Source organism: Nocardioides marinisabuli, from assembly GCF_013466785.1.
GTDB classification, from domain to species: Bacteria; Actinomycetota; Actinomycetes; order Propionibacteriales; family Nocardioidaceae; genus Nocardioides; species Nocardioides marinisabuli.
Genome location: NZ_CP059163.1, coordinates 2,792,106 through 2,813,124 on the forward strand (window position 1 = coordinate 2,792,106; position 21,019 = coordinate 2,813,124).

Here is a 21,019-nt window from a genome sequence, read left to right on the forward strand (position 1 = left end):
GTCGACGGACGCACTCCTAGGATTCCCCCCATGAGCAGAGTCCTGTCGGCAGTCGCCTGGCCCTACGCCAACGGTCCGCGCCACATCGGCCACGTCGCCGGTTTCGGTGTGCCCTCCGACGTGTTCAGCCGCTACATGCGCATGGCCGGCCACGACGTTCTGATGGTCTCGGGCTCCGACGAGCACGGCACCCCGATCCTGATCGCCGCCGACGAGGCCGGGGTCGCCCCCCAGGAGCTCGCCGACAAGAACCACCGGGTCATCGCCGAGGACCTCGCGGCGCTCGGCTGCACCTACGACCTCTACACCCGCACCACCACGCGCAACCACCACGCGGTGGTGCAGGAGCTGTTCCTGGGCGTGCACGCCAACGGCTACTTCGTCGAGCAGACCACGCACGGCGCCATCTCGCCCTCGACCGGGCGCACCCTGCCCGACCGCTACATCGAGGGCACCTGCCCGATCTGCGGCGCCGGCGGCGCGCGCGGCGACCAGTGCGACACCTGCGGCAACCAGCTCGACCCCGCCGACCTGGTCGACCCGGTCTCCAAGATCAACGGCGAGACGCCGGAGTTCATCGAGACCCAGCACTTCTTCCTCGACCTGCCGGCGCTGGCCGAGGCGCTGGGGGAGTGGCTCGACGAGCGCGAGGCCACCGGCCTGTGGCGGCCCAACGTGATCCGCTTCAGCCAGAACATCCTCAAGGAGATCCGGCCGCGGGCGATGACCCGCGACATCGACTGGGGCATCGCGGTGCCGCTCGACGGGTGGCGCGAGCAGCCCACCAAGAAGCTCTACGTCTGGTTCGACGCCGTCATCGGCTACCTCTCGGCCTCGATCGAGTGGGCCCGGCGCAGCGGCGACCCCGAGGCCTGGCGCCAGTGGTGGAACGACCCCGAGGCGCTGTCCTACTACTTCATGGGCAAGGACAACATCACGTTCCACTCCCAGATCTGGCCGGCCGAGCTGCTGGCCTACTCGGGCAAGGGCGAGCGCGGGGGCACCACGCACTCCTACGGCGAGCTCAACCTGCCCACCGAGGTGGTCAGCTCGGAGTTCCTGACCATGGAGGGCCGCAAGTTCTCCTCCTCCAAGAAGGTCGTCATCTACGTGCGCGACCTGCTCAGCCGCTACCAGCCCGACGCGTTCCGCTTCTTCGTCGCCTCGGCCGGCCCCGAGAACCAGGACTCCGACTTCACCTGGGCCGAGTTCGTGCGCCGCACCAACGACGAGCTGGTCGCCGGCTGGGGCAACCTGGTCAACCGCACCGCGACGCTGATCGCCAAGAACTTCGGCGAGATCCCCGCGGCCGGCCCGCTGGAGCCGCAGGACGAGGAGGTGCTCGCGGTCGCGGAGGCGGCCTTCGGCCTCGTCGGCGACCTGCTGGAGCGGCACCGCCTCAAGGCCGCCATCGGCGAGGCGATGCGGGCGGTGGGCGTGGTCAACAAGTACGTCTCCGACTCCGAGCCCTGGAAGCTGAAGGGCGACGACCAGCGCGAGCGGCTGGCCACGATCCTGCACGTGGTCGCCCAGTGCGTGGCCGACCTCAACCTCGTGCTCGCCCCGTTCCTGCCGTTCTCGGCCAACGCCGTCGACCGCGCGCTGGGGGGCACCGGCGAGATCGCGCCGATGCCGCGCATCGAGGAGGTCGAGGACCTCGACGGCGGGCCCGGCTACCCGGTCATCACCGGCGACTACACCACCGCCCCGGCCTGGCGGCGCCACCCGATCGTCGTCGGCACCCCCGTCGAGAAGCCCACCCCCGTCTTCACCAAGCTCGACCCCGCGGTCGCCGAGGAGGAGGTCGCGCGCCTCGCCGAGGCCTGACGGCCGAGCGGTCACTTCTGAACCATCGACCGGTCAGATGTGCACCCTCGACCGGTCACCGGCGGCCGCCAGCTGCGCGCGTACGTCGGGGTGGCGGGCAGCCAGGTGGGTGACCACCACGAGCACCGCGAGCGCCACGCCGGCCACCGGGTGCCCGGTGACGAGGAGCGACACCACGGCCCCGGTGAGGACCAGCACCTTCGCGACCGGGGTCAGCACGGCGCCGCGCCACCGGGCACGGGGTGAGGCGGTCAGCGCCCACAGCGCGACCACCAGCAGCGGGAGCAGCCACACCCACAGCCAGGCGGGCGACCACGTCCACCCCAGGACGCCGTACGACGCCCACGCGAGCAGCTCGACCACGAGGAGCAGCGCCAGCACCGACCAGACCATGCGACCAGTCTGCTCCCGGCCAGGACCGAGGGTGCGGAAGTGACCGGTCGGTGGTTCACAAGTGACTGCTCGGCAGTAGGTTCGGGCCATGACCGCGGAGATGTACCTCCCCAGCTTCTACGTCAAGCAGAAGTTCGCGATGACCACGAACCGCTACGAGCTCGTCGCGGCCGGTCCCGACGGGTCCGAGGGGCAGCTGATGGGGCTGGCCCAGCAGAAGCGGCTGGCCTTCAAGGAGGAGGTCACGTTCTACGCCGACGAGTCGAAGGCGCGTGCGGTCTTCAGCTTCAAGGCCCGCAAGCGGGTCGACCTCAACGCCGGCTACGACGTGCTCGACGAGGCCCAGCAGCAGATCGGCTTCTTCCGCAAGGACTTCGGGGCGAGCCTGCTGCGCTCGACCTTCCACGTCGAGGGGCCCGGCTACACCGGCACCGGCCAGGAGCGCAGCCAGCTGACGGCGCTCGTACGGCGCTTCGCCGACGTGCCGTTCCTGTCGATCCACTTCGACTTCACCGCCCCCGACGGGGCGCCGCTCATGAGCGTGGAGCGCCAGTTCCAGCTGCGCGACCGCTACACCGTCACCGTCCCCGACCAGCGCGTCGACTTCCGGGTCGCGGCCGCGATCGCCGTGGGCCTCGACGCCCTGATGCAGCGCTGAGGAGTCCACGTGCTCTACCCACAGGCCCGCCGCTCGGTCGAGGCGGCCGCACTGACCCCGAAGGTCTTCGAGCCCGACTTCGACATCGAGGAGTCGCGCCGCCAGGCCCGTGAGCTGGCCGCGAGCCTGCCGCGCGAGGACGTCGAGCAGGTGCTCGACGTCGACGCCGGCGGCGTGCGCTGCCGGCTCTACCGGCCACGCGACGCGCGCGAGGGCACCCTGGTGCACCTGCACGGCGGCGGCTTCGTCTTCCACGACATCGACGTGCACGACGCCGCGGCGCGCCGCCTGGCCAACCGCAGCGAGGTCACGGTGCTCAGCGTCGACTACCGCCGCCCGCCCGAGCACCGGTTCCCGGCGGCCCCCGACGACGTCGACACGGTGCTGGGCTGGCTGGCCCGCGAGGGTGCCGAGCACGACCTCTCCGGACCGCTCTACGCCCACGGCGACAGCGCCGGGGCCAACCTGGCGCTGGTCGCCGCGCTGCGCCACCCCGGCCGCTTCCGCGCGCTGGCGCTGGTCTACCCGTTCCTCGACCCCGAGGCGGGCTTCGAGAGCTACCGCACCGCCGCCGACGGCTTCGACCCGCGCGAGGCGCAGTGGTACTGGCAGCAGTACGCCGCCACCCCGGCCGACCTGCGGCACCCCGACCTCGCGCCGCTGCGCTCCGACCGGCTCTGGACGCTGCCGCCGACCCTGGTGACCACCGCCGAGCACGACCCGCTGCGCGACGAGGGCGAGCACCTCGCCGCCCTGCTCGCCGACGCCGGGGTGGCGGTCGTGGCGACCCGCTACCTGGGCCAGGTGCACGGCTTCTGGCGCCACCCCGAGGTCTTCGACGCCGCCGAGCCGATGACCCGCCAGGTGGCCGCGTTCCTGGGGATGTACCCCTAGACCGACCGGCTCCGCGGGCTCTGGGATGATCCCGCCATGCGCGTGCACCTCGGCTCCGACCATGCCGGACTCGACCTCAAGGCCCACCTCGTCGCCTGGCTCACCGAGCACGGCTACGAGCCCGTCGACCACGGTCCGTTCGTCTACGACGCCCTCGACGACTACCCCGTCTTCTGCCTGCGCGCCGCGGAGGCCGTGGCCCGTGAGCGCGCGGCCGGGCAGGACTCGATGGGCGTGGTGATCGGCGGGTCGGGCAACGGCGAGCAGATGGCGGCCAACAAGGTCGAGGGCATCCGCTGCGCCCTGGCCTGGTCGGAGGAGACCGCCCGGCTGGCCCGCGACCACAACGACGCGCAGGTGGTCTCCGTCGGCGGCCGGATGCACAGCCTCGAGGACATGACCCGCTTCGTCGAGATCTTCCTCGCCGAGCCGTTCAGCGGCGACGAGCGCCACGTGCGCCGCATCGGCCAGCTCTCGTCGTACGACGCCACCTCGGTGCTGCCCCCGCTGCCCGAGTCGGCGCGGGGCCTGGGCCCCGACGAGGGGAACGATGCCTGAGGGGCACACCCTCCACCGGTTGGCCGGTCACCTCGACGCGGCCTTCGCCGGCCGCCGGGTGGGCGTCTCCAGCCCGCAGGGCCGTTTCGCCGCCGCGGCCGAGGACCTCGACGGGCAGGTGCTCGAGCACGCCGAGGCGTGGGGCAAGCACCTCTTCCTCGCCTTCCCCGGCGCGCGCTGGGTGCACGTGCACCTCGGCCTCTACGGCAAGCTCGACGTGCACCCCGACGTCGACGACGTGCTCGCCCCGGTGGGCCAGGTGCGGTTGCGGCTGGTGGCCGACGACGCGCGCGGCCGGGCGTACGCCGACCTGCGCGGGGCCACCGCCTGCGAGCTGCTCACCGACGCCCAGCGCGACGCGGTGCTCGAGCGCCAGGGGCCCGACCCGTTGCGCGCCGACGCCGACCCCGACCTGGCCTGGGAGCGGATCCGCCGCAGCCGCGCCCCGATCGGGGCGCTGCTGATGGACCAGTCGGTGCTGGCGGGAGTCGGCAACGTCTACCGCGCCGAGGTGCTCTTCCGGCACCGGCTCGACCCGCAGCGCCCCGGGCGCACGCTGCGCGTGGGGCAGTGGCAGGCCCTGTGGGAGGACCTGGTGGTCCTGATGACCGAGGGGGTGCGCACCGGGCGCATCGACACGGTGCGCCCCGAGCACGAGCCCGAGGCCATGGGGCGGGCGCCGCGCCGCGACGACCACGGCGGCGAGGTCTACGTCTACCGGCGCACCGGCCAGCCGTGCCTGGTGTGCGGCCGGGCCGTGCGCACCAACGAGATGGTCGGGCGCAACCTGTTCTGGTGCAGCCGTTGTCAGCCCACCTTCCGCTCCCGAGCCCTACGATGAGGGCCACCAGCGGGGGAGGACGGAGCATGGACGCGGCGTTCGACCACTCCCGCCCCGGGCCGGCCAGGGCCGGTCTCGACCGGCTGCGCCTGATGTGGCGTCGCGGTCGCGTCCGCCGGTTCCGCGCGGTCGGGCTGCTGTGCCTGCTGGCCTCGCTGCTGGTGCTGGGCGTCGCGCTGGTGCCGGCGATCTTCCCCATCACCTCGCTGATGGTGCCGCTCCTGCTGGGCAGCCTGGTGCTCAACCCCCGTCAGCTGCCGTGGTTCGTGGCGTGGATCGTGGTGCTGGCGACGACCACCCTGGTGCTCCAGCAGGAGGTGTCGACCCGGATCGTCGCGGTGGCGGTCATCGAGGCCCTGATGGTCGCGATCGTGCTGGTGACCGCGCGGCGGCGCTCGAGCCTCGGCGTGGCGGGCAACACGGGGGAGTCGATGTTCGTCGACCTGCGCGACCGGCTGCTCAACCAGGGCGGCATCCCGTCGCTGCCGCCGGGCTGGCTGGTCGAGTCGGCCCTGCGCTCGGCGTCGGGCACTCCCTTCGCCGGCGACTTCCTGGTCGCCACCGTGCTCGACGACGACACCCGGCTCGAGGTGGTGGTCGTCGACGTGTCGGGCAAGGGGGACGCGGCCGGCACGCGTGCGCTGCTGCTCTCGGGCGCCTTCGGCGGGATGCTCGGGTCGCTGGCGCCCCAGGACTTCCTCCGCGCCGCCAACGACTACCTGATGCGCCAGGGCTGGGAGGAGGGCTTCGCGACCGCGGTGCACCTCTCGCTCGACCTGCGCACCGGGCGCTTCGCGGTGTGCAGCGCCGGCCACCCGCCGGCCGTGCAGCGGCACTCGGGCTCGGGCCGCTGGGCGGTGCTGCCCAGCGCCGGTCCGGTCCTCGGGCTGGTCGACGAGGCCGAGTTCGAGGTCGCCGAGGGGGTCCTGGGCCCCGGCGACGCCGTGATCCTCTACACCGACGGCATGGTCGAGCGGCCCCGCCGCGACATCGAGATGGGCCTCGACCGGATGCTCGGGCAGGCCGAGACGCTGCTGCGCGGCAGCTTCGTGGGCTCGGCCGAGCGGCTGGTCTCCTCGCTGGGTTCCCCCGACGACGACCGCGCCATGGTGGTCGTGCACCGGCGCTGAGCCCGCCGTGCCGCGCCCGGCGGCGAGGGCGCCGGTTGTGGCCGCGGCCGGGCCGTGTGGCACGATGACTGAGCAGATCGCAGGCTGGCGCGCGCCCTCGTCCGGGCGGGTCGACGTCGACGATCACGCGCGCGGATGTAGCTCAATGGTAGAGCCCCAGTCTTCCAAACTGGCTACGCGGGTTCGATTCCCGTCATCCGCTCCAAGGAGCCCCTGGCGGCCTCGCGACGCGAGCCGGAGGGGGCGCTTTGGCGGGGCGTAGCGTAGTGGCTAGCGCGCCTGCTTTGGGAGCAGGAGACCGCAGGTTCGAGTCCTGTCGCCCCGACGTCCCACCGCGAACCACCTGTGCCGACACACCCACCGAACCATGAGGAGACACCCTGTGAAGAGCGCCGTCGAGACCTTGAGCCCGACCCGGGCCAAGCTGACCGTCGAGGTGCCCTTCGAGGAGCTCAAGCCGAGCCTCGACGCGGCCTACAAGGCGATCGCCCAGCAGATCAACGTCCCCGGCTTCCGCCGGGGCAAGGTGCCGCCGATGGTCATCGACCGTCAGGTCGGCCGCGGCGCGGTCCTCGACCAGGCCATCAACGACGCCCTGCCCAAGAAGTACGTCGAGGCCCTCCAGGAGAACTCGCTCGAGCCGCTCGCGCAGCCCGAGATCGAGGTCACCAAGCTCGAGGACAACGACCACATCGAGTTCACCGCCGAGGTCGACGTCAAGCCGCAGATCGACCTCCCGGCCTACGAGGGCCTCGAGGCCCAGGTCGAGGACATCGAGATCAGCGACGAGGACGTCGACGAGCAGGTCCAGTCGCTGCGCGAGCGCTTCGGCACCCTCGCCGACGTCGAGCGCGCCGCCGCCGAGGGCGACTTCGTCGTGCTCGACCTCAAGGCCATGAAGGACGGCGAGGTGCTCGAGGGCGCCGAGGTCACCGGCATGAGCTACCAGGTCGGCAAGGGCGGCATGATCGACGGCCTCGACGAGGCCCTGGTCGGCATGAAGGCCGGCGACGACAAGACCTTCACCTCCCAGCTCGTCGGCGGCGACCTCGTCGGCGAGGAGGTCGAGGTGGCCGTCTCGGTCAGCCAGGTCCAGGAGCAGGAGCTGCCCGAGCTCGACGACGAGTTCGCCCAGCTGGCCTCCGAGTTCGACACCTCCGAGGAGCTCGTGGCCGACGTCCGCTCGCGCCTGGGCAACGGCAAGCGCCTCGAGCAGGCCGCCGAGGCCCGCGACGCGGTGCTCGAGGCCCTGCTCGAGAAGATCAGCGTCCCGCTGCCGGAGACCATGGTCACCGACGAGCTCAACGCGCGCCGCCAGAACATCGAGCAGCAGCTGATGATGGCCGGCATCACGATGGAGAAGTACCTCGAGGACGAGGAGCAGACCCAGGAGGAGTTCGAGGCCGAGCTCGACCGCCGGGTCCGCGACGCCGTCGCCGCGCAGTTCCTGCTCGACGAGATCGCGAAGAAGGAGGAGCTCGGCGTCGACCAGCAGGAGCTCTCCCAGCACCTGATCCGTCGCGCCCAGCAGTCCGGCCAGGACCCGCAGGAGTTCGCGAACCACATGTTCGAGCACAACCACATCCCCGAGCTGGTGCAGGAGATCCTGCGCGGCAAGGCGCTGGCGGTGCTGGTGGAGTCGGCGACCGTCAAGGACGCCTCGGGCAACGTGCTGGAGCTGAAGAACCTGCAGCCCGACGGCACGATCATGGAGCAGCCCGCCGAGGAGCCGGAGGCCGCCGAGGCGACCGAGGCCCCCGCCGCCGAGGCGGACGCCGAGGCTGGCACCGAGAACGACACCGAGGACGCCCAGGCCTGAGCCTGACGCCCCTCGTCCACGACCCGCCCGAGCACCGCTCGGGCGGGTCGTGGCGTTGCAGGGGGCAGAGTCCCCACTATTGAGTGAACGCCTGTCCACTCACGGCGCTACGCTGTCACCATGACGACCACCGCCGCGCCCGCGCCGACCGGCCCCACGCTGCTGGACCTGGCGTCCCTGGCCTGCGAGGTCGCCGACGGGCTGGTCGTGCGCAGCGTGCGCGACACCCACACCGCCTGGCTCGACCGGGTGCACGGCCTCGGGCGACGGGTGACGGGCGCGGGTGGCCCCGGCGTCGTCGAGACCGTGCACCGCGGCATCGCCGGCGCCGTGTACGGCGGGCTCGGGCTCGGGCTGCGGGCCGCCTCGCGCGGGCTCGACACGGTCGCGTCGACCGGCGCCGGCCCCCGCCTGGAGGGGAGCGCCGAGGGCCGCTTCGTCAGCGCGGCCGTCAACGGCCTCATCGGCGACCGGCTGCTGCGCGAGCGCCCGCAGATGGCGATCGCGACGGCGGTGCGCCACGAGGGCCGCGACGTGGTCCCCGACACCGAGGGGCTGGCCGCCGCCTTCCCGGGGGCCACCGGGCGGGTCGTGGTGCTGCTGCACGGGCTCTGCGAGAACGAGTCCTACTGGGGCCGGCACCGCGAGCGCACCGGCACGACGTACGCCGAGGACCTCGCCGGGCGCGGCTGGACCCCGGTCCTGCTGCGCGCCAACACCGGTCTGTCGCTGCGCGAGAACGGCGCGGCGCTGACCTCGCTGCTCCAGCAGGTCGTCGACCACTGGCCCGTCGAGGTCACCCGCGTCGCGCTGGTGGGGCACTCGATGGGTGGGCTGGTGATGCGGGCGGCCGGCGCGGTGGCGGTGGGGGCCGACGGGTCCGCCGCCCCGTGGACGCGGCTGGTCAGCGACGTCGTCACGCTCGGCACGCCCCACCTGGGTGCCCCCGTCGCGTGGGGGATCGGGCACGGCAGCCGCGGGCTGTCGCTGCTGCCCGAGACCGCCGCCTTCGGCCGGCTGCTCGACTGGCGCTCGGTGGGCGTGCACGACCTGGTCGCCGGGCTCGCCGAGGACGTCGCGCCGCTGCCGCACGCGCGCTACCGGCTGGTCGCGGCCACCCTGAGCGCCTCCGAGCGGCACCCGGTCGGCCAGGTGGTGGGCGACCTGCTGGTGCGCCCGCGCTCGGCGTACGGGCGCGACCGCAGGGGCGGCGAGCTCTTCCCCGGCGCGACGGTGCTGCACGTCGGCAGCAGCGACCACTTCGACCTCCTCAACCACCCCGAGGTGCTGCAGGCGCTGCGCGGCTGGCTGGACTGAGCCCGCGGCGTGCGGTGGACCGGACCAGCCGGACCTCGAAATCCGCTGTCGGCGAACAGGGTGGGGTTGCCCGTGGAACTGTCCGTCCTTCGGGCTAGTGTCGGCGACGTGAACCAGAACTCCAGCTCCGCAGGCCGCGACACCGCCTCCGACCACTGGATGGGTGGTGGCGGCGGGCTCAACGTCCTCGACGACCACATCTACCAGCGTCTGCTCCGTGAGCGGATCGTCTTCCTCGGCTCCGAGGTGCGCGACCAGAACGCGAACGCGATCTGCGCGCAGCTGCTGCTGCTCTCGGCAGAGGACCCCGAGGCCGACATCTTCCTGCACATCAACTCGCCCGGCGGCTCCGTCGACGCCGGCATGGCGATCTACGACACCATGAACTACATCCCCAACGACGTGGCCACGGTCGGCATGGGCCTGGCCGCCTCGATGGGCCAGTTCCTGCTCTGCGCGGGCACCAAGGGCAAGCGCTACGCCCTGCCGCACGCGCGGATCATGATGCACCAGCCCTCCTCGGGCATGGGCGGCTCGGCCTCGGACATCAAGATCCAGGCCCAGCAGTCGCTGCACATCAAGAAGGTGCTGCTCGACCTGATCGCCGAGCACACCGGCCAGCCGATCGACCAGGTCGTCGCCGACGCCGACCGCGACCGCTGGTTCACCGCCGACCAGGCCAAGGACTACGGCCTGGTCGACCAGGTCATCAAGAGCGCTCGCGAGGCGGCCGACGACGGCCGCCCGGCCCACACGAAGTGACGGGAGCACCGCACACCATGAACTACTACATCCCGCAGTGGGAGGAGCGCACCTCCTACGGCGTGCGCCGCATCGACCCCTACGCGAAGCTCTTCGAGGAGCGCATCATCTACCTCGGGACGCCGATCTCCGACGACGTCGCGAACGCGGTGATCGCCCAGCTGCTCTGCCTGCAGTCGATGAACCCCGACCAGGAGATCAGCATCTACATCAACAGCCCCGGTGGCTCCTTCACCGCGCTGACGGCGATCTACGACACGATGAACTTCATCAAGCCCGACGTGCGCACGGTCTGCCTGGGCCAGGCGGCCTCGGCCGCCGCGATCCTGCTGGCCGCGGGCACCCCGGGCAAGCGGATGGGCCTGCCCAACAGCCGCATCCTCATCCACCAGCCCTACACCGAGGGCACGTTCGGCCAGACCTCCGACATCGAGATCCAGGCCAACGAGATCATCCGGATGCGCGAGCTGCTCGAGAAGATGATCAGCGACCACTCCGGCCGTCCGGTCGAGGAGGTCAGTCGCGACATCGAGCGCGACAAGATCCTCACGGCCGAGCAGGCGGTGGAGTACGGCCTGATCGACTCGGTCCTGGAGTCGCTGAAGGCGCCGGCCCTCACCTGAGGTCCACAAGACGAGGGGACTCCCCGTGTCCTGGCCCGTACGGGCCGGTCCGGGGAGTACCTTCGACCAGATCGGCAATTCTGCAAGCAGCACGACCCGGGCGTCCCGTTCGCCCGAGGGGATCGAGGAGGGTGACCCGGTGGCACGGATCGGTGACGGCGGAGACCTGCTGAAGTGCTCGTTCTGCGGCAAGTCGCAGAAGCAGGTGAAGAAGCTCATCGCCGGACCCGGCGTCTACATCTGCGACGAGTGCATCGACCTGTGCAACGAGATCATCGAGGAGGAGCTCAGCGAGGGCACCGAGGTCGGCATGGGCGAGCTGCCCAAGCCGCGCGAGATCTTCGACTTCCTCAACTCCTACGTGATCGGCCAGGAGCAGGCCAAGAAGTCGCTGGCGGTGGCGGTCTACAACCACTACAAGCGCGTCCAGGCCGGCCTCGCGCCGGCCGGGGGCAAGCACGCCAAGGACGAGGTCGTCGAGGTCGCCAAGTCCAACATCCTGGTGATCGGCCCGACCGGCTGCGGCAAGACCTACCTGGCCCAGACGCTGGCCCGGATGCTCAACGTCCCGTTCGCGATCGCCGACGCCACCGCGCTGACCGAGGCCGGCTACGTCGGTGAGGACGTCGAGAACATCCTGCTCAAGCTGATCCAGGCGGCCGACTACGACGTCAAGAAGGCCGAGACGGGCATCATCTACATCGACGAGATCGACAAGGTGGCCCGCAAGGCCGAGAACCCCTCGATCACGCGCGACGTCTCCGGCGAGGGCGTGCAGCAGGCGCTGCTGAAGATCATCGAGGGCACCACCGCCTCGGTGCCCCCGCAGGGCGGGCGCAAGCACCCGCACCAGGAGTTCATCCAGATCGACACCACGAACATCCTGTTCGTGGTGGGCGGTGCCTTCGCCGGGCTCGAGCACATCATCGAGCAGCGGGTCGGCAAGAAGACCCTCGGCTTCACCGCCGAGGTCCGCAAGGAGGCCGACCGCACCGAGGACGACCTGCTCGCGCTGGTGCGTCCCGAGGACCTCACCAAGTTCGGCCTGATCCCCGAGTTCATCGGCCGGCTGCCGCTGATCGCGAGCGTCTCCAAGCTCGACCGGCCCGCGCTGGTGCAGATCCTGACCGAGCCGCGCAACGCGCTGGTCAAGCAGTACCAGAAGCTCTTCGAGATCGACGGCGTCGAGCTCGAGTTCACCGCCGAGGCCATCGACGCGATCGCCGACAAGGCGATGGAGCGCGGCACCGGCGCGCGCGGCCTGCGCGCCATCATCGAGGAGGTCCTGCTCCAGGTGATGTACGACGTCCCCTCGCGCGGCGACGTCGCCAAGGTCATCCTCAACGCCGAGGTGGTCGCGGGCCAGCAGAGCCCCGAGCTGGTGCTGCGCGAGGCCGAGACCAAGAAGAAGAAGTCGGCCTGAGCCGCACCCCCACCACGCAGAGCAGCGCCCCGCCCGGAGTCCCGGTCGGGGCGCTGCTGCGTGCGGGGGTGCTCAGTCCTGGGCGACCGGGGCGAGCTCGGCGGCCACGCCGATCTCGGTGGCCGACCCGTCGACGGTGAAGACCAGGTCGCCCACGATGCGCCCGGTGCGGCGCAGGTCGTCGGCGGCCAGCTCGGCCGCGCGCACCTGGGCCTCGGGGCCGGTGACCTCGACGCGGCCCAGCTCGGCGCGCATCGAGACCTTGGCCTGCGACTTGGCACCGCGGATGCCGGCCAGGGCGGCCGCGACGGCGTCGACCACGACGGGGTCGGCGGCGGCCGCGGAGCCTAGGTCGATCTCGGTGGGCCAGGAGGCGCGGTGGATCGAGCCCTCCTGCCACCACGACCAGACCTCCTCGGTGACGTAGGGCAGGAACGGCGCCAGCAGGCGCAGCTGCACCTGCAGGGCGATGGCCAGCGTGGCCTTCGCCGAGGCGGTGGCCGCGCCGCCGTCCTCGGTGTAGGCGCGCTCCTTGACCAGCTCGAGGTAGTCGTCGCAGAACTCCCAGAAGAACTTCTCCACCGACTCCAGGGCGCTGGTGTAGTCGTAGGCGTCGAAGGACTCGGTCGCCTTGCGCACCACCAGGGCCAGGCGGCCCAGCAGCGCGCAGTCGACCGGCTCGGAGACCTCGAAGGCGTTGCACGAGGTCGCGCCCACGTTGCCCAGCACGAACTTGGAGGCGTTGAGGACCTTCATGGCCAGGCGGCGCCCGACCTTCATCTGGGCCTCGTCGAAGGGGGAGTCGAGACCCGGACGGGCCATCGCGGCGCGCCAGCGCACCGCGTCGGCGCCGAACTTCTCGAGGATCTCGGTCGGCACGACCACGTTGCCCTTGGACTTCGACATCTTCTTGCGGTCGGGGTCGAGGATCCAGCCCGAGAGCATCGCGTGGGTCCACGGCGTGCGGCCGTGCTCGTGGTGGGCGCGCACCACGCGGCTGAAGAGCCAGGTGCGGATGATGTCGTGGCCCTGGGTGCACAGGTCCATCGGGAAGACCCGCTCGAAGAGGTCGGGGTCGTCCTCCCAGCCGCCGGCGATCTGCGGGGTCAGCGACGAGGTCGCCCAGGTGTCCATCACGTCCGGGTCGCCGATGAAGCCGCCGGGCTGGTTGCGCTGCGCCTCGTCGTACCCGCGCGGGGCGTCGGTGGACGGGTCGACCGGCAGCTCGGCCTCGGAGGGCAGCAGCGGGTGCTCGTAGTCGGGCTCGCCCTCGGCGTCGAGGGGGTACCAGATCGGGAAGGGGATGCCGAAGAAGCGCTGGCGCGAGATCAGCCAGTCGCCGTTGAGCCCGCCGACCCAGTTGTCGTAGCGGTGCTTCATGTGGGCCGGCAACCAGGTGATCTCGTCGGCGCGCGCGAGCATCTCGCCGCGCAGGTCACCGTCGCGCCCGCCGTTGCGCAGGTACCACTGGCGGGTCGCGACGATCTCGAGCGGCTTGTCGCCCTTCTCGAAGAAGTTGGCCATCCGCTGGGTGGGCTTGGGCTCGCCCTCGAGGTCGCCGACCTCGCGCAGCATCGCGACCATCTCCTCGCGTGCCGAGAAGGTCGTCTTGCCGGCCAGGCGCTGGTAGGACTCCTCGGCCGCGGCCAGCCACGGCGGGGTCTCGCGGGTGAAGCGGCCGTCGCGGCCGATGACGGTGCGCACCGGCAGGTCGAGCTCGCGCCACCAGGTCACGTCGGTGAGGTCGCCGAAGGTGCAGCACATGGCGATGCCGGCGCCCTTGTCCATCTCGGCGCCCGGGTGGGCCAGCACCGGCACCTCGACGCCGAAGACCGGCGAGGTCACCGTCGAGCCGAAGAGCGGCTGGTAGCGCTCGTCGTCGGGGTGCGCGATCAGCGCCACGACGCTGGGGATCAGCTCGGGGCGGGTGGTCTCGACGTGCACCGGGGTGCCGTCGGGGGCGTGGTAGGCCACCCGGTGGTAGGCGCCGGCGTACTCGCGCGCCTCCAGCTCGGCCTGTGCGACGGCGGTCTGGAAGGTGACGTCCCACAGGGTGGGCGCCTCCTGCAGGTAGGCCTCGCCGCGGGCGAAGTTGCGCAGGAACGCGCGCTGGCTGACGGTCTGCGCCTTCGGGCCGATGGTCGTGTAGTGCTGCGACCAGTCGACCGAGAGGCCCAGGGTGCGCCACAGCGACTCGAAGACCTCCTCGTCCTGGGCGACCAGCTCCTCGCACAGGGCGATGAAGTTGGGCCGGCTGACCGGCACCTGCTTCTTGGCGTCGGGCTTGGCCGGCGGGGCGAAGTCGGGGTCGTAGGGCAGCGAGGGGTCGCAGCGCACGCCGTAGTAGTTCTGCACCCGGCGCTCGGTGGGCAGGCCGTTGTCGTCCCAGCCCATCGGGTAGAAGACCGACTTGCCCTGCATGCGCTGGTAGCGCGCGACCAGGTCGGTGTGGGTGTAGGAGAAGACGTGGCCCACGTGCAGGCTGCCGCTGACGGTCGGCGGGGGAGTGTCGATGGAGTAGACGTTCTCGCGCGGCTGGCTGCGGTCGAAGGCGTAGGTGTCCTGCTCCTTCCAGCGCGCCGCCCAGGTCGACTCGAGACCCTCGAGCGCCGGCTTGTCCGGTACGACGAGGGCACGCGCGTCGGTGCTCGTCGTGTCGGTGGCCTGCGGTGTGGTCTCGGTCATGGGAGGAATCCTATGAGTCGCGGCTCGGCGGGTGCGAACCCGCGTCCCGCCCGAAACCGGCGTGCGGGCCTCGTCGGGCAGCCCCTAACCTCCGCTCGTGACGTCCTACCGCTTCGAGAGCACCGACGACCCCGCCGCCTTCCTGGACCGGGCGGGGGAGCACCTGGCGCTCGAGCCGGTGCTGGCGACGGTGCTGGCCGGGTCGGCCCACGGGGCGGTCGAGAGCGGTGCCGGCGCGCCGCCGCACCCGCGGTGGTGGGTCAGCGTGCTCGACGCGGCCGGGAGGGTCGTCGGGGCAGCGATGCGCACCGCGCCGTTCGTGCCGCACCCGATGTGGGTGCACCTGATGCCCGACGACGCCGCCGTGGCGCTGGCCCGCTGGGTGCACGAGCGCGGCGACGACGTCAGCGCCGCCAACGGGGCGCTGCCCTCGGTGCGGGTCTTCATGGACGAGCTGGCCCGCGCGCGGGGGACGACGGCGTACGTGCACGAGCACCTGCGGCTCTTCGAGCTGCGCGAGCTCGTCGACCCCCGCCCCGCACCCGGGCGGGCCCGGGTCGCCGGCCCCGACGACCTCGACCTGGTCGCGGCCTGGGCCGCGGCGTTCTCGGTCGACGCCGACGAGCAGGGCGGGCGCGAGCCGGAGCCCGGCGAGCACCTCGACCGGGCCTGGACCCGCGACCGGCTCGCGAGCGGGCTGCTGTGGGTGTGGGAGGTCGACGGGGTGCCGGTGCACTTCAGCGCGCGCACGCCCGCCCGCTTCGGGGTGTCGCGGATCGGGCCGGTCTACACCCCGCGCGAGCACCGGGGGCGCGGCTACGCCAGCGCCCTGGTGGCCCACCTCAGCCGCGCGGTGCTCGACGAGGGCGCGAGGCCCACGCTCTTCACCGACCAGGCCAACCCGGTGTCGAACCGCGTCTACCAGGCGCTGGGCTACGAGGCGGTCACCGACACCGCGAACCTGAGGCTCGCCGCGCCGGTCACCACACCAGCACGGGCTTGACGACCCGCCCGGCGAGCACGTCGGCGACCGCGTCGTTGATCTTCTCGAACGGGTAGGTGGTGACCAGCCCGTCGAGGTCGAAGCGACCCGCGTCGCGCAGCGCCAGCAGCCGGGGGACCATCTCGAGGGGGTCGGAGTCGCCCTCGATCGACGACATCACCCGCTTGCCGCCCTGGAGCAGGTCGATCGCGTCGAGCTGGTACTCCTCGGGGCCCAGCCCGAGCGCGACGAGGGTGCCGCGCGGCGCCAGCGCCTGCTGGGCCTGCTTGACCACGGCCGGCACCGCGGTGGTGTCGATGGCGTACGTCGACCCGGCACCGCCGGTGAGCTCCTTGACCCGCGCGACCACCTCGGCCGGCTCGAGGCCGGTGGCGTCGACGGGGGTGGCGCCCAGGCGCTCGGCCTCGGCGAGACGACCGGCCGCGAGGTCGACGGCCAGCACCGTGCCGACGCCCTCGGCCACCGCGGCCGCGACCGCGGCGAGCCCGACGGCGCCGGCGCCGTACACCGCCAGGGAGTCCTGCGCCCCGGGGGACAGCACGTTGAGCACGGTCCCGGCGCCGGTCTGGAAGCCGCAGCCGTAGGGCGCGGCGAGGGTCAGGTCGAGCTCCGGGTCGACGACCACGCAGTTGTCGGCGTGGGCGATCGCGTGCCGCGCGAGGCTGGACTGGCCGAAGAACGAGCCGAAGACGGGGGAGCCGTCGAGGCTCATCGTCGTAGAGCCGTCGGCGCGCATGCCCATGTAGTTGAGCAGCAGCGACTGCTCGCAGTAGCCGACGTCGCCCTGGCGGCACGGGCCGCACTCGCGGCAGGAGCGGAAGGAGAGCACCACGTGGTCGCCGACGGCGATGCCCTCGACGGCCGGGCCGACGGCCTCGACGACACCGGTGCCCTCGTGGCCGAAGACGTTGGGGAACATCTCGTCGGGCAGGAAGTGGCGCATCGTCAGGTCGGTGTGGCACAGGCCGGTCGCGACGATCCGCACCAGCACCTCGTCGTCGCGGGGGTCGTCGATATCGACCTCCGCCAGCTCGAAGTCGCCGCCCTGCCGGGTCACCATCGCCACCGTCGTCCTCATGGGCAGAACTAGAACGTGTTACAGACTCGGGGTCAAGGGGCCCACGTCCCTAGACTGGACCGGACATGAGTGAGACACCCTCCCTGCCAGACGACGAGACCGTCGTGCCCCGCGCCGCCGAGACCTTCCGCGAGGTCGAGGACGCCCTGCTCTCGCGCTGGCCCGAGACCCGGCTCGAGCCCTCGCTGGAGCGCATCGAGGCCTTCCTCGAGCTGCTCGGCGATCCCCAGCGCTCCTTCCGGATGGTGCACCTGACCGGCACCAACGGCAAGACCTCCACCTCGCGGATGGTCGACGCGCTGCTGCGCGCCCTCGAGCTGCGCACCGGCCGCTTCACCAGCCCCCACGTCGAGACGATGAACGAGCGGATCAGCGTCGACGGGGAGCCCCTCGACGACGAGGCCTTCGTGCGCGCCTTCAACGAGATCGCGGCGTACACGCACCTGGTCGACGAGGACCAGCCGCACCCGTTGTCGTTCTTCGAGACCGTGGTGGGCATGGCGTACGCCGCCTTCGCCGACGCCCCCGTCGACGTGGCCGTCGTCGAGGTCGGCATGGGCGGCTCGTGGGACGCCACCAACGTCGCCGACGCCGACGTGGCCGTCGTGCTGCCGATCGCCGTCGACCACGCGCGCTACCTCGGCGGCACCACCGAGGCGATCGCCCACGAGAAGGCCGGCATCATCAAGCCCGGCTCGACGGTCGTGATGGCCCAGCAGGACCCCGAGGCCGGCGCGGTGCTGATGGCCCGGGCCGCCGAGGTCGGCGCCACGGTGGCCCGCGAGGGCCTGGAGTTCGGCGTCGTCTCGCGCACCCCCGCCGTCGGCGGCCAGATGGTCTCGCTCCAGGGCCTGCGGGCCCGCTACGACGAGGTCTTCCTGCCGCTCTACGGCGCCCACCAGGCCCAGAACGCCGCCGTCGCGCTGGCGGTCGTCGAGGCCTTCGCCGCCGCCGGGCCCGACGCGCAGGCCCTCGACGCCGACCTGGTGCGCGCGGCCTTCGCCGAGGTCACCTCGCCGGCGCGCCTGGAGGTGGTGCGGCGCAGCCCCACCGTCGTGCTCGACGCCGCCCACAACCCGCACGGGGCCGAGGCCGTCGGCGCCGCGCTCGAGGACTCCTTCACCTTCGAGCCGCTCATCGGCGTGCTGGGCGTGATGGGCGACAAGGACGCCGAGGGCCTGCTGGTCGCCCTCGAGCCGCACCTGGCCCACGTGGTCTGCACCCAGAACTCCTCCGACCGCGCGATGTCGGCCACCGCCCTGGCCGAGACCGCCGTCGAGGTCTTCGGCGAGGACCGCGTCACCGTCGTGCCGCGCCTGGTCGACGCCATCGACGCCGCCGCCGCGCTCGCCGAGGCCGGCGAGGCCGTCGGCTCCTCGATCGGCTCCGGGGCGGTGCTGGTCACCGGCTCGGTCGTCACCGCCGGCGAGGCCCGCACCCTGCTGACCCGCGGGCGCCGCGCGCCCGGCACCCCCCGCGAGGAGGACCCGTCGTGAAGCGGTCGCCCCGTCGCGGCATGTGCGCCGCGATCCTCTCCCTCGAGGCCGTCACCCTGGGCCTGACCACGCCGGTGATGATCTCGCTGACCGACGTGCCGACCTCCGTGGCGCTGCTCGTCGGGCTCGGCCTCGCCGTCGTGTGCCTGCTCCTGGCCGGCATGCTGCGCTCGGAGTGGGCCTACACCGCCGGCTGGGTGGTGCAGGCCGCGGCCGTCGGGCTGGGCTTCGTGATCCCGCTGATGTTCTTCCTGGGTGGCGTCTTCGCGCTGCTGTGGGGCACCGCCGTGCTCCTGGGGCGCAAGATCGAGCGCGAGCGGGCGGCGGCGTACGCGGCGTACGAGGCCGAGCAGGGCTGACCCCAGCCAGGCAGCCAGCCGACCAGGCAGCTAGCCGCGCAGGGCGGTGGCGACCGCCGCCAGCGCCCGGTCGAGCTCGGCGTCGGTGCAGCCGCCGAAGCCGAGCACCAGCCCGCTCAGGGCCCTCGAGCGGCAGTAGTCGTCGAGCAGGGGCACGTCGAACCCGACGCGCCGGGCCGCCTGCTGGGCCCGGCGGGCGAGCGCCGCCGGCAGCGGCACGGCGGCGTACATCCCCGCCACCGGGCCGTCGAGGTGCTCGCCCAGCGCGTCGACGACCCGCGCGGCCCGGGCCGCGTAGGTGCGCCGCGCGAACGGACCACGCGGTCGACGTACCCCTCGCGCAGCAGGGAGAGGTAGGCGCGCTGCACCGGCCAGGGCGCCGCGTCGTGGGTGCGCTCGCGCCGCTCGTCGACGGCCGCGCCCAGCGCCGCCGGCGGCACCAGCCAGCCCAGCCGCAGGCTCGGCGAGACCGACTTGCTGGCGGTGCCCAGGTAGGCGACCCGCTCGCGGTCGAGGCTGGCCAGCGCCGGGATGGGCGCGACGTCGTAGCGGAACTCGGAGTCGTAGTCGTCCTCGACCACCACGGCCCCCGCGTCGCCCGCCGCGCCCAGCAGCGCCAGACGGCTGGCCCCCGTCATGGTCGCGCCCAGCGGGTGCTGGTGGGCCGGGGTCACGTACGCCGCCGCGAGACCGCGCAGGTCGGCCCCGGCCGCGCCGGGCGGCAGGTCGACGACCCGCCGGCCCGCCGCCTCGACGGTGGCGACGGCCGCCCGGTAGCCGGGGTCCTCGACCCCGACGGGGCCGGGGGCCAGGGCGCCGAGCAGGTGGCGCAACCCGTCGGTGGTGCCGGTGGTCACCCGCACCTCGTCGGGGTCGACGGCCAGGCCGCGGGTGCGGGCCAGCCGCGAGGCCAGCTCGGCCCGCAGCTCGGGGAGGCCGCGGGGGTCGTCGTACCCGCGCGGTGGCGTCGCGGCGGCGACGTCGCGCCAGGCGCGGCGCCACAGCGCCTGGTGCCGGGGGTCGATCCAGGGGGTGCCGGTGTCGAGGCGCACCGGCTCGGGCGTCCCGGCCGCCGCGGCGGGGGAGCGCGCGGGTGCGGGGCTGGCCTGGCTGCGGCCGGCGGCGACGAAGGTGCCCTGCCCGTGCCGCCCCTCGAGCCACCCCTCGGCCACCAGCTGCGCCCAGGCCTGCTCGACGACGCTGCGGGCGACCCCGAGGTCGGCGGCGAGCGCCCGGCTGCTGGGCAGGCGGTCGCCGGGGTGCAGCCGCCCGTCGGTGACCCGCGCACGCACCGCGTCGGCCAGCTGCACGCCCAGGGGCACGGCGGTCCCGCGGTCGAGCCGGACGGCGAGGAGGGGCATCGTCAGTGGCCTGTCTGAATAGTCGGGTATTGGCCCTCGTGGGCGAGCCACTGGGTGGGGACCATGGTGACATGACGACCCCGCCGCCTTCGCCGCTCGCGCCGCTCTCGCCCACCGACCGCACCACCGCCACGCGCGGCCGGCACCGGATGGTCGAGGACCGCGCCGCCCTGCACGCCCTGCTCGCGGAGGCGATGGTGGCGCACCTGGGGCTGGTGGTCGGCGAGGGCGACGAGGCGCACCCGGTCGTCCTGCCGACGGCGTACGCCGCGGACCCGGAGGGCCCCGACGAGGGCGGCACCCTCTACCTGCACGGCTCGGTCGCCGCGGGCTGGCTGGCCCCGGTGCTCGCGGGCCAGGTCTGCGTCACCATCACCCTGCTCGACGGCCTGGTCGCTGCCCGCTCGGGCTTCCACCACTCGATGAACTACCGCAGCGCGGTGGTCGTGGGTCGCCCTCGGCTGGTGCGGGACGAGGCCGAGCGGGCCCGGGCCCTCGACCTCGTCGTCGACCAGGTGGTGCCCGGCCGGTCGGCCACCCTGCGCCCGCACACCCGCAAGGAGCTGGCCGCCACCGCCGTCCTCGCGCTGCCCCTGGTCGAGGCGTCGCTGAAGGTGCGCAGTGGGGGACCGGTCGACGACGAGCCCGACGTCGCCGCGGGCGTGTGGGGAGGCCACGTGCCCCTGCGGCTGGTGGCCGGCGACCCGGTCCCCGACGCCGACGCGGCCGGGCTGCCGGTGCCCCGCGACGTGGCCGCACGCGCGGCGGCGCTGGGGGATCGGTAGGGTCGCG

General features: G+C 72.9%; 20 protein-coding genes and 2 tRNA genes. 17 read left to right on the forward strand and 5 right to left on the reverse strand.

The genetic code is table 11. The features are described 5' to 3' along the window. Window positions 1-30 precede the first annotated feature (30 nt). A complete protein-coding gene (gene metG, locus H0S66_RS13385; protein ID WP_179615823.1) occupies window positions 31-1,827 on the forward strand; it encodes a methionine--tRNA ligase in 1,797 nt (598 codons plus the stop codon). Window positions 1,828-1,860: 33 nt separating this feature from the next. Here metG and H0S66_RS13390 read toward each other — a convergent pair whose 3' ends face one another. Further along, the gene (locus H0S66_RS13390) at window positions 1,861-2,220 is read right to left on the reverse strand and encodes a DUF2568 domain-containing protein (RefSeq protein ID WP_179615824.1); all 360 of its coding nucleotides are present in this window, start codon (window positions 2,218-2,220) and stop codon (window positions 1,861-1,863) included. Between the two features lie 88 nt (window positions 2,221-2,308). On the opposite strand from H0S66_RS13390, the gene H0S66_RS13395 reads away from it, so the two are divergent. The 12 genes from H0S66_RS13395 (at window position 2,309) to clpX (ending at window position 12,245) form a co-directional block, all read left to right on the forward strand. Beyond that, on the forward strand, window positions 2,309-2,878 hold the full coding sequence (locus H0S66_RS13395; protein WP_179615825.1) for an LURP-one-related/scramblase family protein: 570 nt from the start codon (window positions 2,309-2,311) through the stop codon (window positions 2,876-2,878). Window positions 2,879-2,887: 9 nt separating this feature from the next. After that, entirely contained in the window at window positions 2,888-3,772 is an 885-nt protein-coding gene (locus H0S66_RS13400; RefSeq protein WP_179615826.1) for an alpha/beta hydrolase, read from the forward strand. Between the two features lie 36 nt (window positions 3,773-3,808). After that, window positions 3,809-4,330 (forward strand): ribose-5-phosphate isomerase, encoded by a 522-nt coding sequence (locus H0S66_RS13405; protein WP_179615827.1) that lies wholly within the window; start codon window positions 3,809-3,811, stop codon window positions 4,328-4,330. Next, window positions 4,323-5,171: an Fpg/Nei family DNA glycosylase gene (locus tag H0S66_RS13410; protein ID WP_179615828.1), complete on the forward strand. Its 849-nt coding sequence runs from the start codon at window positions 4,323-4,325 to the stop codon at window positions 5,169-5,171. The genes H0S66_RS13405 and H0S66_RS13410 overlap by 8 nt, the downstream gene beginning before the upstream one ends. A 26-nt stretch (window positions 5,172-5,197) precedes the next feature. Then, window positions 5,198-6,301, forward strand: a complete 1,104-nt coding sequence (locus H0S66_RS13415) for a PP2C family protein-serine/threonine phosphatase (protein WP_246305147.1) — start codon at window positions 5,198-5,200, stop codon at window positions 6,299-6,301. A 131-nt stretch (window positions 6,302-6,432) separates the two neighbouring features. Then, window positions 6,433-6,506: transfer RNA gene (locus tag H0S66_RS13420), tRNA-Gly, on the forward strand. Window positions 6,507-6,553: 47 nt separating this feature from the next. Beyond that, a tRNA-Pro gene (locus H0S66_RS13425) sits at window positions 6,554-6,626 on the forward strand. 57 nt (window positions 6,627-6,683) lie between these two features. Beyond that, window positions 6,684-8,120, forward strand: coding sequence for a trigger factor (gene tig / locus H0S66_RS13430; RefSeq protein ID WP_179615829.1), 1,437 nt, complete (start codon window positions 6,684-6,686; stop codon window positions 8,118-8,120). A gap of 120 nt (window positions 8,121-8,240) precedes the next feature. Next, window positions 8,241-9,437, forward strand: a complete 1,197-nt coding sequence (locus H0S66_RS13435) for an esterase/lipase family protein (RefSeq protein WP_179615830.1) — start codon at window positions 8,241-8,243, stop codon at window positions 9,435-9,437. Window positions 9,438-9,596: 159 nt separating this feature from the next. Continuing rightward, window positions 9,597-10,199, forward strand: a complete 603-nt coding sequence (locus H0S66_RS13440) for an ATP-dependent Clp protease proteolytic subunit (RefSeq protein WP_179617394.1) — start codon at window positions 9,597-9,599, stop codon at window positions 10,197-10,199. A 17-nt stretch (window positions 10,200-10,216) separates the two neighbouring features. Further along, entirely contained in the window at window positions 10,217-10,822 is a 606-nt protein-coding gene (locus H0S66_RS13445; protein ID WP_179615831.1) for an ATP-dependent Clp protease proteolytic subunit, read from the forward strand. Between the two features lie 139 nt (window positions 10,823-10,961). Next, window positions 10,962-12,245, forward strand: a complete 1,284-nt coding sequence (gene clpX, locus H0S66_RS13450) for an ATP-dependent Clp protease ATP-binding subunit ClpX (protein WP_179615832.1) — start codon at window positions 10,962-10,964, stop codon at window positions 12,243-12,245. A 72-nt stretch (window positions 12,246-12,317) separates the two neighbouring features. On the opposite strand, the gene valS is transcribed toward clpX, so the two are convergent. Continuing rightward, window positions 12,318-14,930 (reverse strand): valine--tRNA ligase, encoded by a 2,613-nt coding sequence (valS, locus tag H0S66_RS13455; protein WP_179615833.1) that lies wholly within the window; start codon window positions 14,928-14,930, stop codon window positions 12,318-12,320. Window positions 14,931-15,027: 97 nt separating this feature from the next. Here valS and H0S66_RS13460 point away from each other — a divergent pair, with 97 nt between their 5' ends. After that, window positions 15,028-15,933: a GNAT family N-acetyltransferase gene (locus H0S66_RS13460; protein ID WP_179615834.1), complete on the forward strand. Its 906-nt coding sequence runs from the start codon at window positions 15,028-15,030 to the stop codon at window positions 15,931-15,933. Here the strand turns inward: H0S66_RS13460 and H0S66_RS13465 are convergent. After that, complete coding sequence (locus H0S66_RS13465; RefSeq protein ID WP_179615835.1) at window positions 15,911-17,011, reverse strand: NAD(P)-dependent alcohol dehydrogenase; 1,101 nt, start codon at window positions 17,009-17,011, stop codon at window positions 15,911-15,913. The two genes, H0S66_RS13460 and H0S66_RS13465, sit on opposite strands and share 23 nt — an antisense overlap. 65 nt (window positions 17,012-17,076) lie before the next feature. Between H0S66_RS13465 and folC the strand changes: the two genes are divergently transcribed. Next, window positions 17,077-18,507: a bifunctional tetrahydrofolate synthase/dihydrofolate synthase gene (gene folC, locus H0S66_RS13470; RefSeq protein WP_179615836.1), complete on the forward strand. Its 1,431-nt coding sequence runs from the start codon at window positions 17,077-17,079 to the stop codon at window positions 18,505-18,507. Further along, on the forward strand, window positions 18,504-18,866 hold the full coding sequence (locus H0S66_RS13475; RefSeq protein ID WP_258016906.1) for a DUF4233 domain-containing protein: 363 nt from the start codon (window positions 18,504-18,506) through the stop codon (window positions 18,864-18,866). Before folC ends, H0S66_RS13475 begins: the two co-directional genes overlap by 4 nt. A 30-nt stretch (window positions 18,867-18,896) precedes the next feature. On the opposite strand, the gene H0S66_RS20535 is transcribed toward H0S66_RS13475, so the two are convergent. Both H0S66_RS20535 and H0S66_RS13480 read right to left on the reverse strand, forming a co-directional pair. Beyond that, window positions 18,897-19,022, reverse strand: a complete 126-nt coding sequence (locus H0S66_RS20535) for a hypothetical protein (RefSeq protein ID WP_258016907.1) — start codon at window positions 19,020-19,022, stop codon at window positions 18,897-18,899. Next, entirely contained in the window at window positions 18,983-20,227 is a 1,245-nt protein-coding gene (locus H0S66_RS13480; protein WP_258016908.1) for an aminotransferase-like domain-containing protein, read from the reverse strand. The genes H0S66_RS20535 and H0S66_RS13480 overlap by 40 nt, the downstream gene beginning before the upstream one ends. A 71-nt stretch (window positions 20,228-20,298) precedes the next feature. Here H0S66_RS13480 and H0S66_RS13485 point away from each other — a divergent pair, with 71 nt between their 5' ends. Then, window positions 20,299-21,012 carry a pyridoxamine 5'-phosphate oxidase family protein gene (locus H0S66_RS13485; RefSeq protein WP_179615838.1) on the forward strand — a complete coding sequence of 238 codons (714 nt, stop codon included), beginning with the start codon at window positions 20,299-20,301 and terminating at the stop codon, window positions 21,010-21,012. The last annotated feature ends 7 nt before the right edge of the window (window positions 21,013-21,019 follow it).

Bases quoted from the DNA above. Each gene is read 5' to 3' on its own strand.
- metG (WP_179615823.1), top strand. From the start codon at position 31: ATGAGCAGAGTCCTGTCGGCAGTCGCCTGGCCCTACGCCAACGGTCCG.
- H0S66_RS13390 (WP_179615824.1), bottom strand. From the start codon at position 2,220: ATGGTCTGGTCGGTGCTGGCGCTGCTCCTCGTGGTCGAGCTGCTCGCG.
- H0S66_RS13395 (WP_179615825.1), top strand. From the start codon at position 2,309: ATGACCGCGGAGATGTACCTCCCCAGCTTCTACGTCAAGCAGAAGTTC.
- H0S66_RS13405 (WP_179615827.1), top strand. From the start codon at position 3,809: ATGCGCGTGCACCTCGGCTCCGACCATGCCGGACTCGACCTCAAGGCC.
- H0S66_RS13410 (WP_179615828.1), top strand. From the start codon at position 4,323: ATGCCTGAGGGGCACACCCTCCACCGGTTGGCCGGTCACCTCGACGCG.
- H0S66_RS13415 (WP_246305147.1), top strand. From the start codon at position 5,198: ATGGACGCGGCGTTCGACCACTCCCGCCCCGGGCCGGCCAGGGCCGGT.
- H0S66_RS13435 (WP_179615830.1), top strand. From the start codon at position 8,241: ATGACGACCACCGCCGCGCCCGCGCCGACCGGCCCCACGCTGCTGGAC.
- H0S66_RS13440 (WP_179617394.1), top strand. From the start codon at position 9,597: ATGGGTGGTGGCGGCGGGCTCAACGTCCTCGACGACCACATCTACCAG.
- H0S66_RS13445 (WP_179615831.1), top strand. From the start codon at position 10,217: ATGAACTACTACATCCCGCAGTGGGAGGAGCGCACCTCCTACGGCGTG.
- valS (WP_179615833.1), bottom strand. From the start codon at position 14,930: ATGACCGAGACCACACCGCAGGCCACCGACACGACGAGCACCGACGCG.
- H0S66_RS13465 (WP_179615835.1), bottom strand. From the start codon at position 17,011: ATGAGGACGACGGTGGCGATGGTGACCCGGCAGGGCGGCGACTTCGAG.
- folC (WP_179615836.1), top strand. From the start codon at position 17,077: ATGAGTGAGACACCCTCCCTGCCAGACGACGAGACCGTCGTGCCCCGC.
- H0S66_RS13480 (WP_258016908.1), bottom strand. From the start codon at position 20,227: ATGCCCCTCCTCGCCGTCCGGCTCGACCGCGGGACCGCCGTGCCCCTG.
- H0S66_RS13485 (WP_179615838.1), top strand. From the start codon at position 20,299: ATGACGACCCCGCCGCCTTCGCCGCTCGCGCCGCTCTCGCCCACCGAC.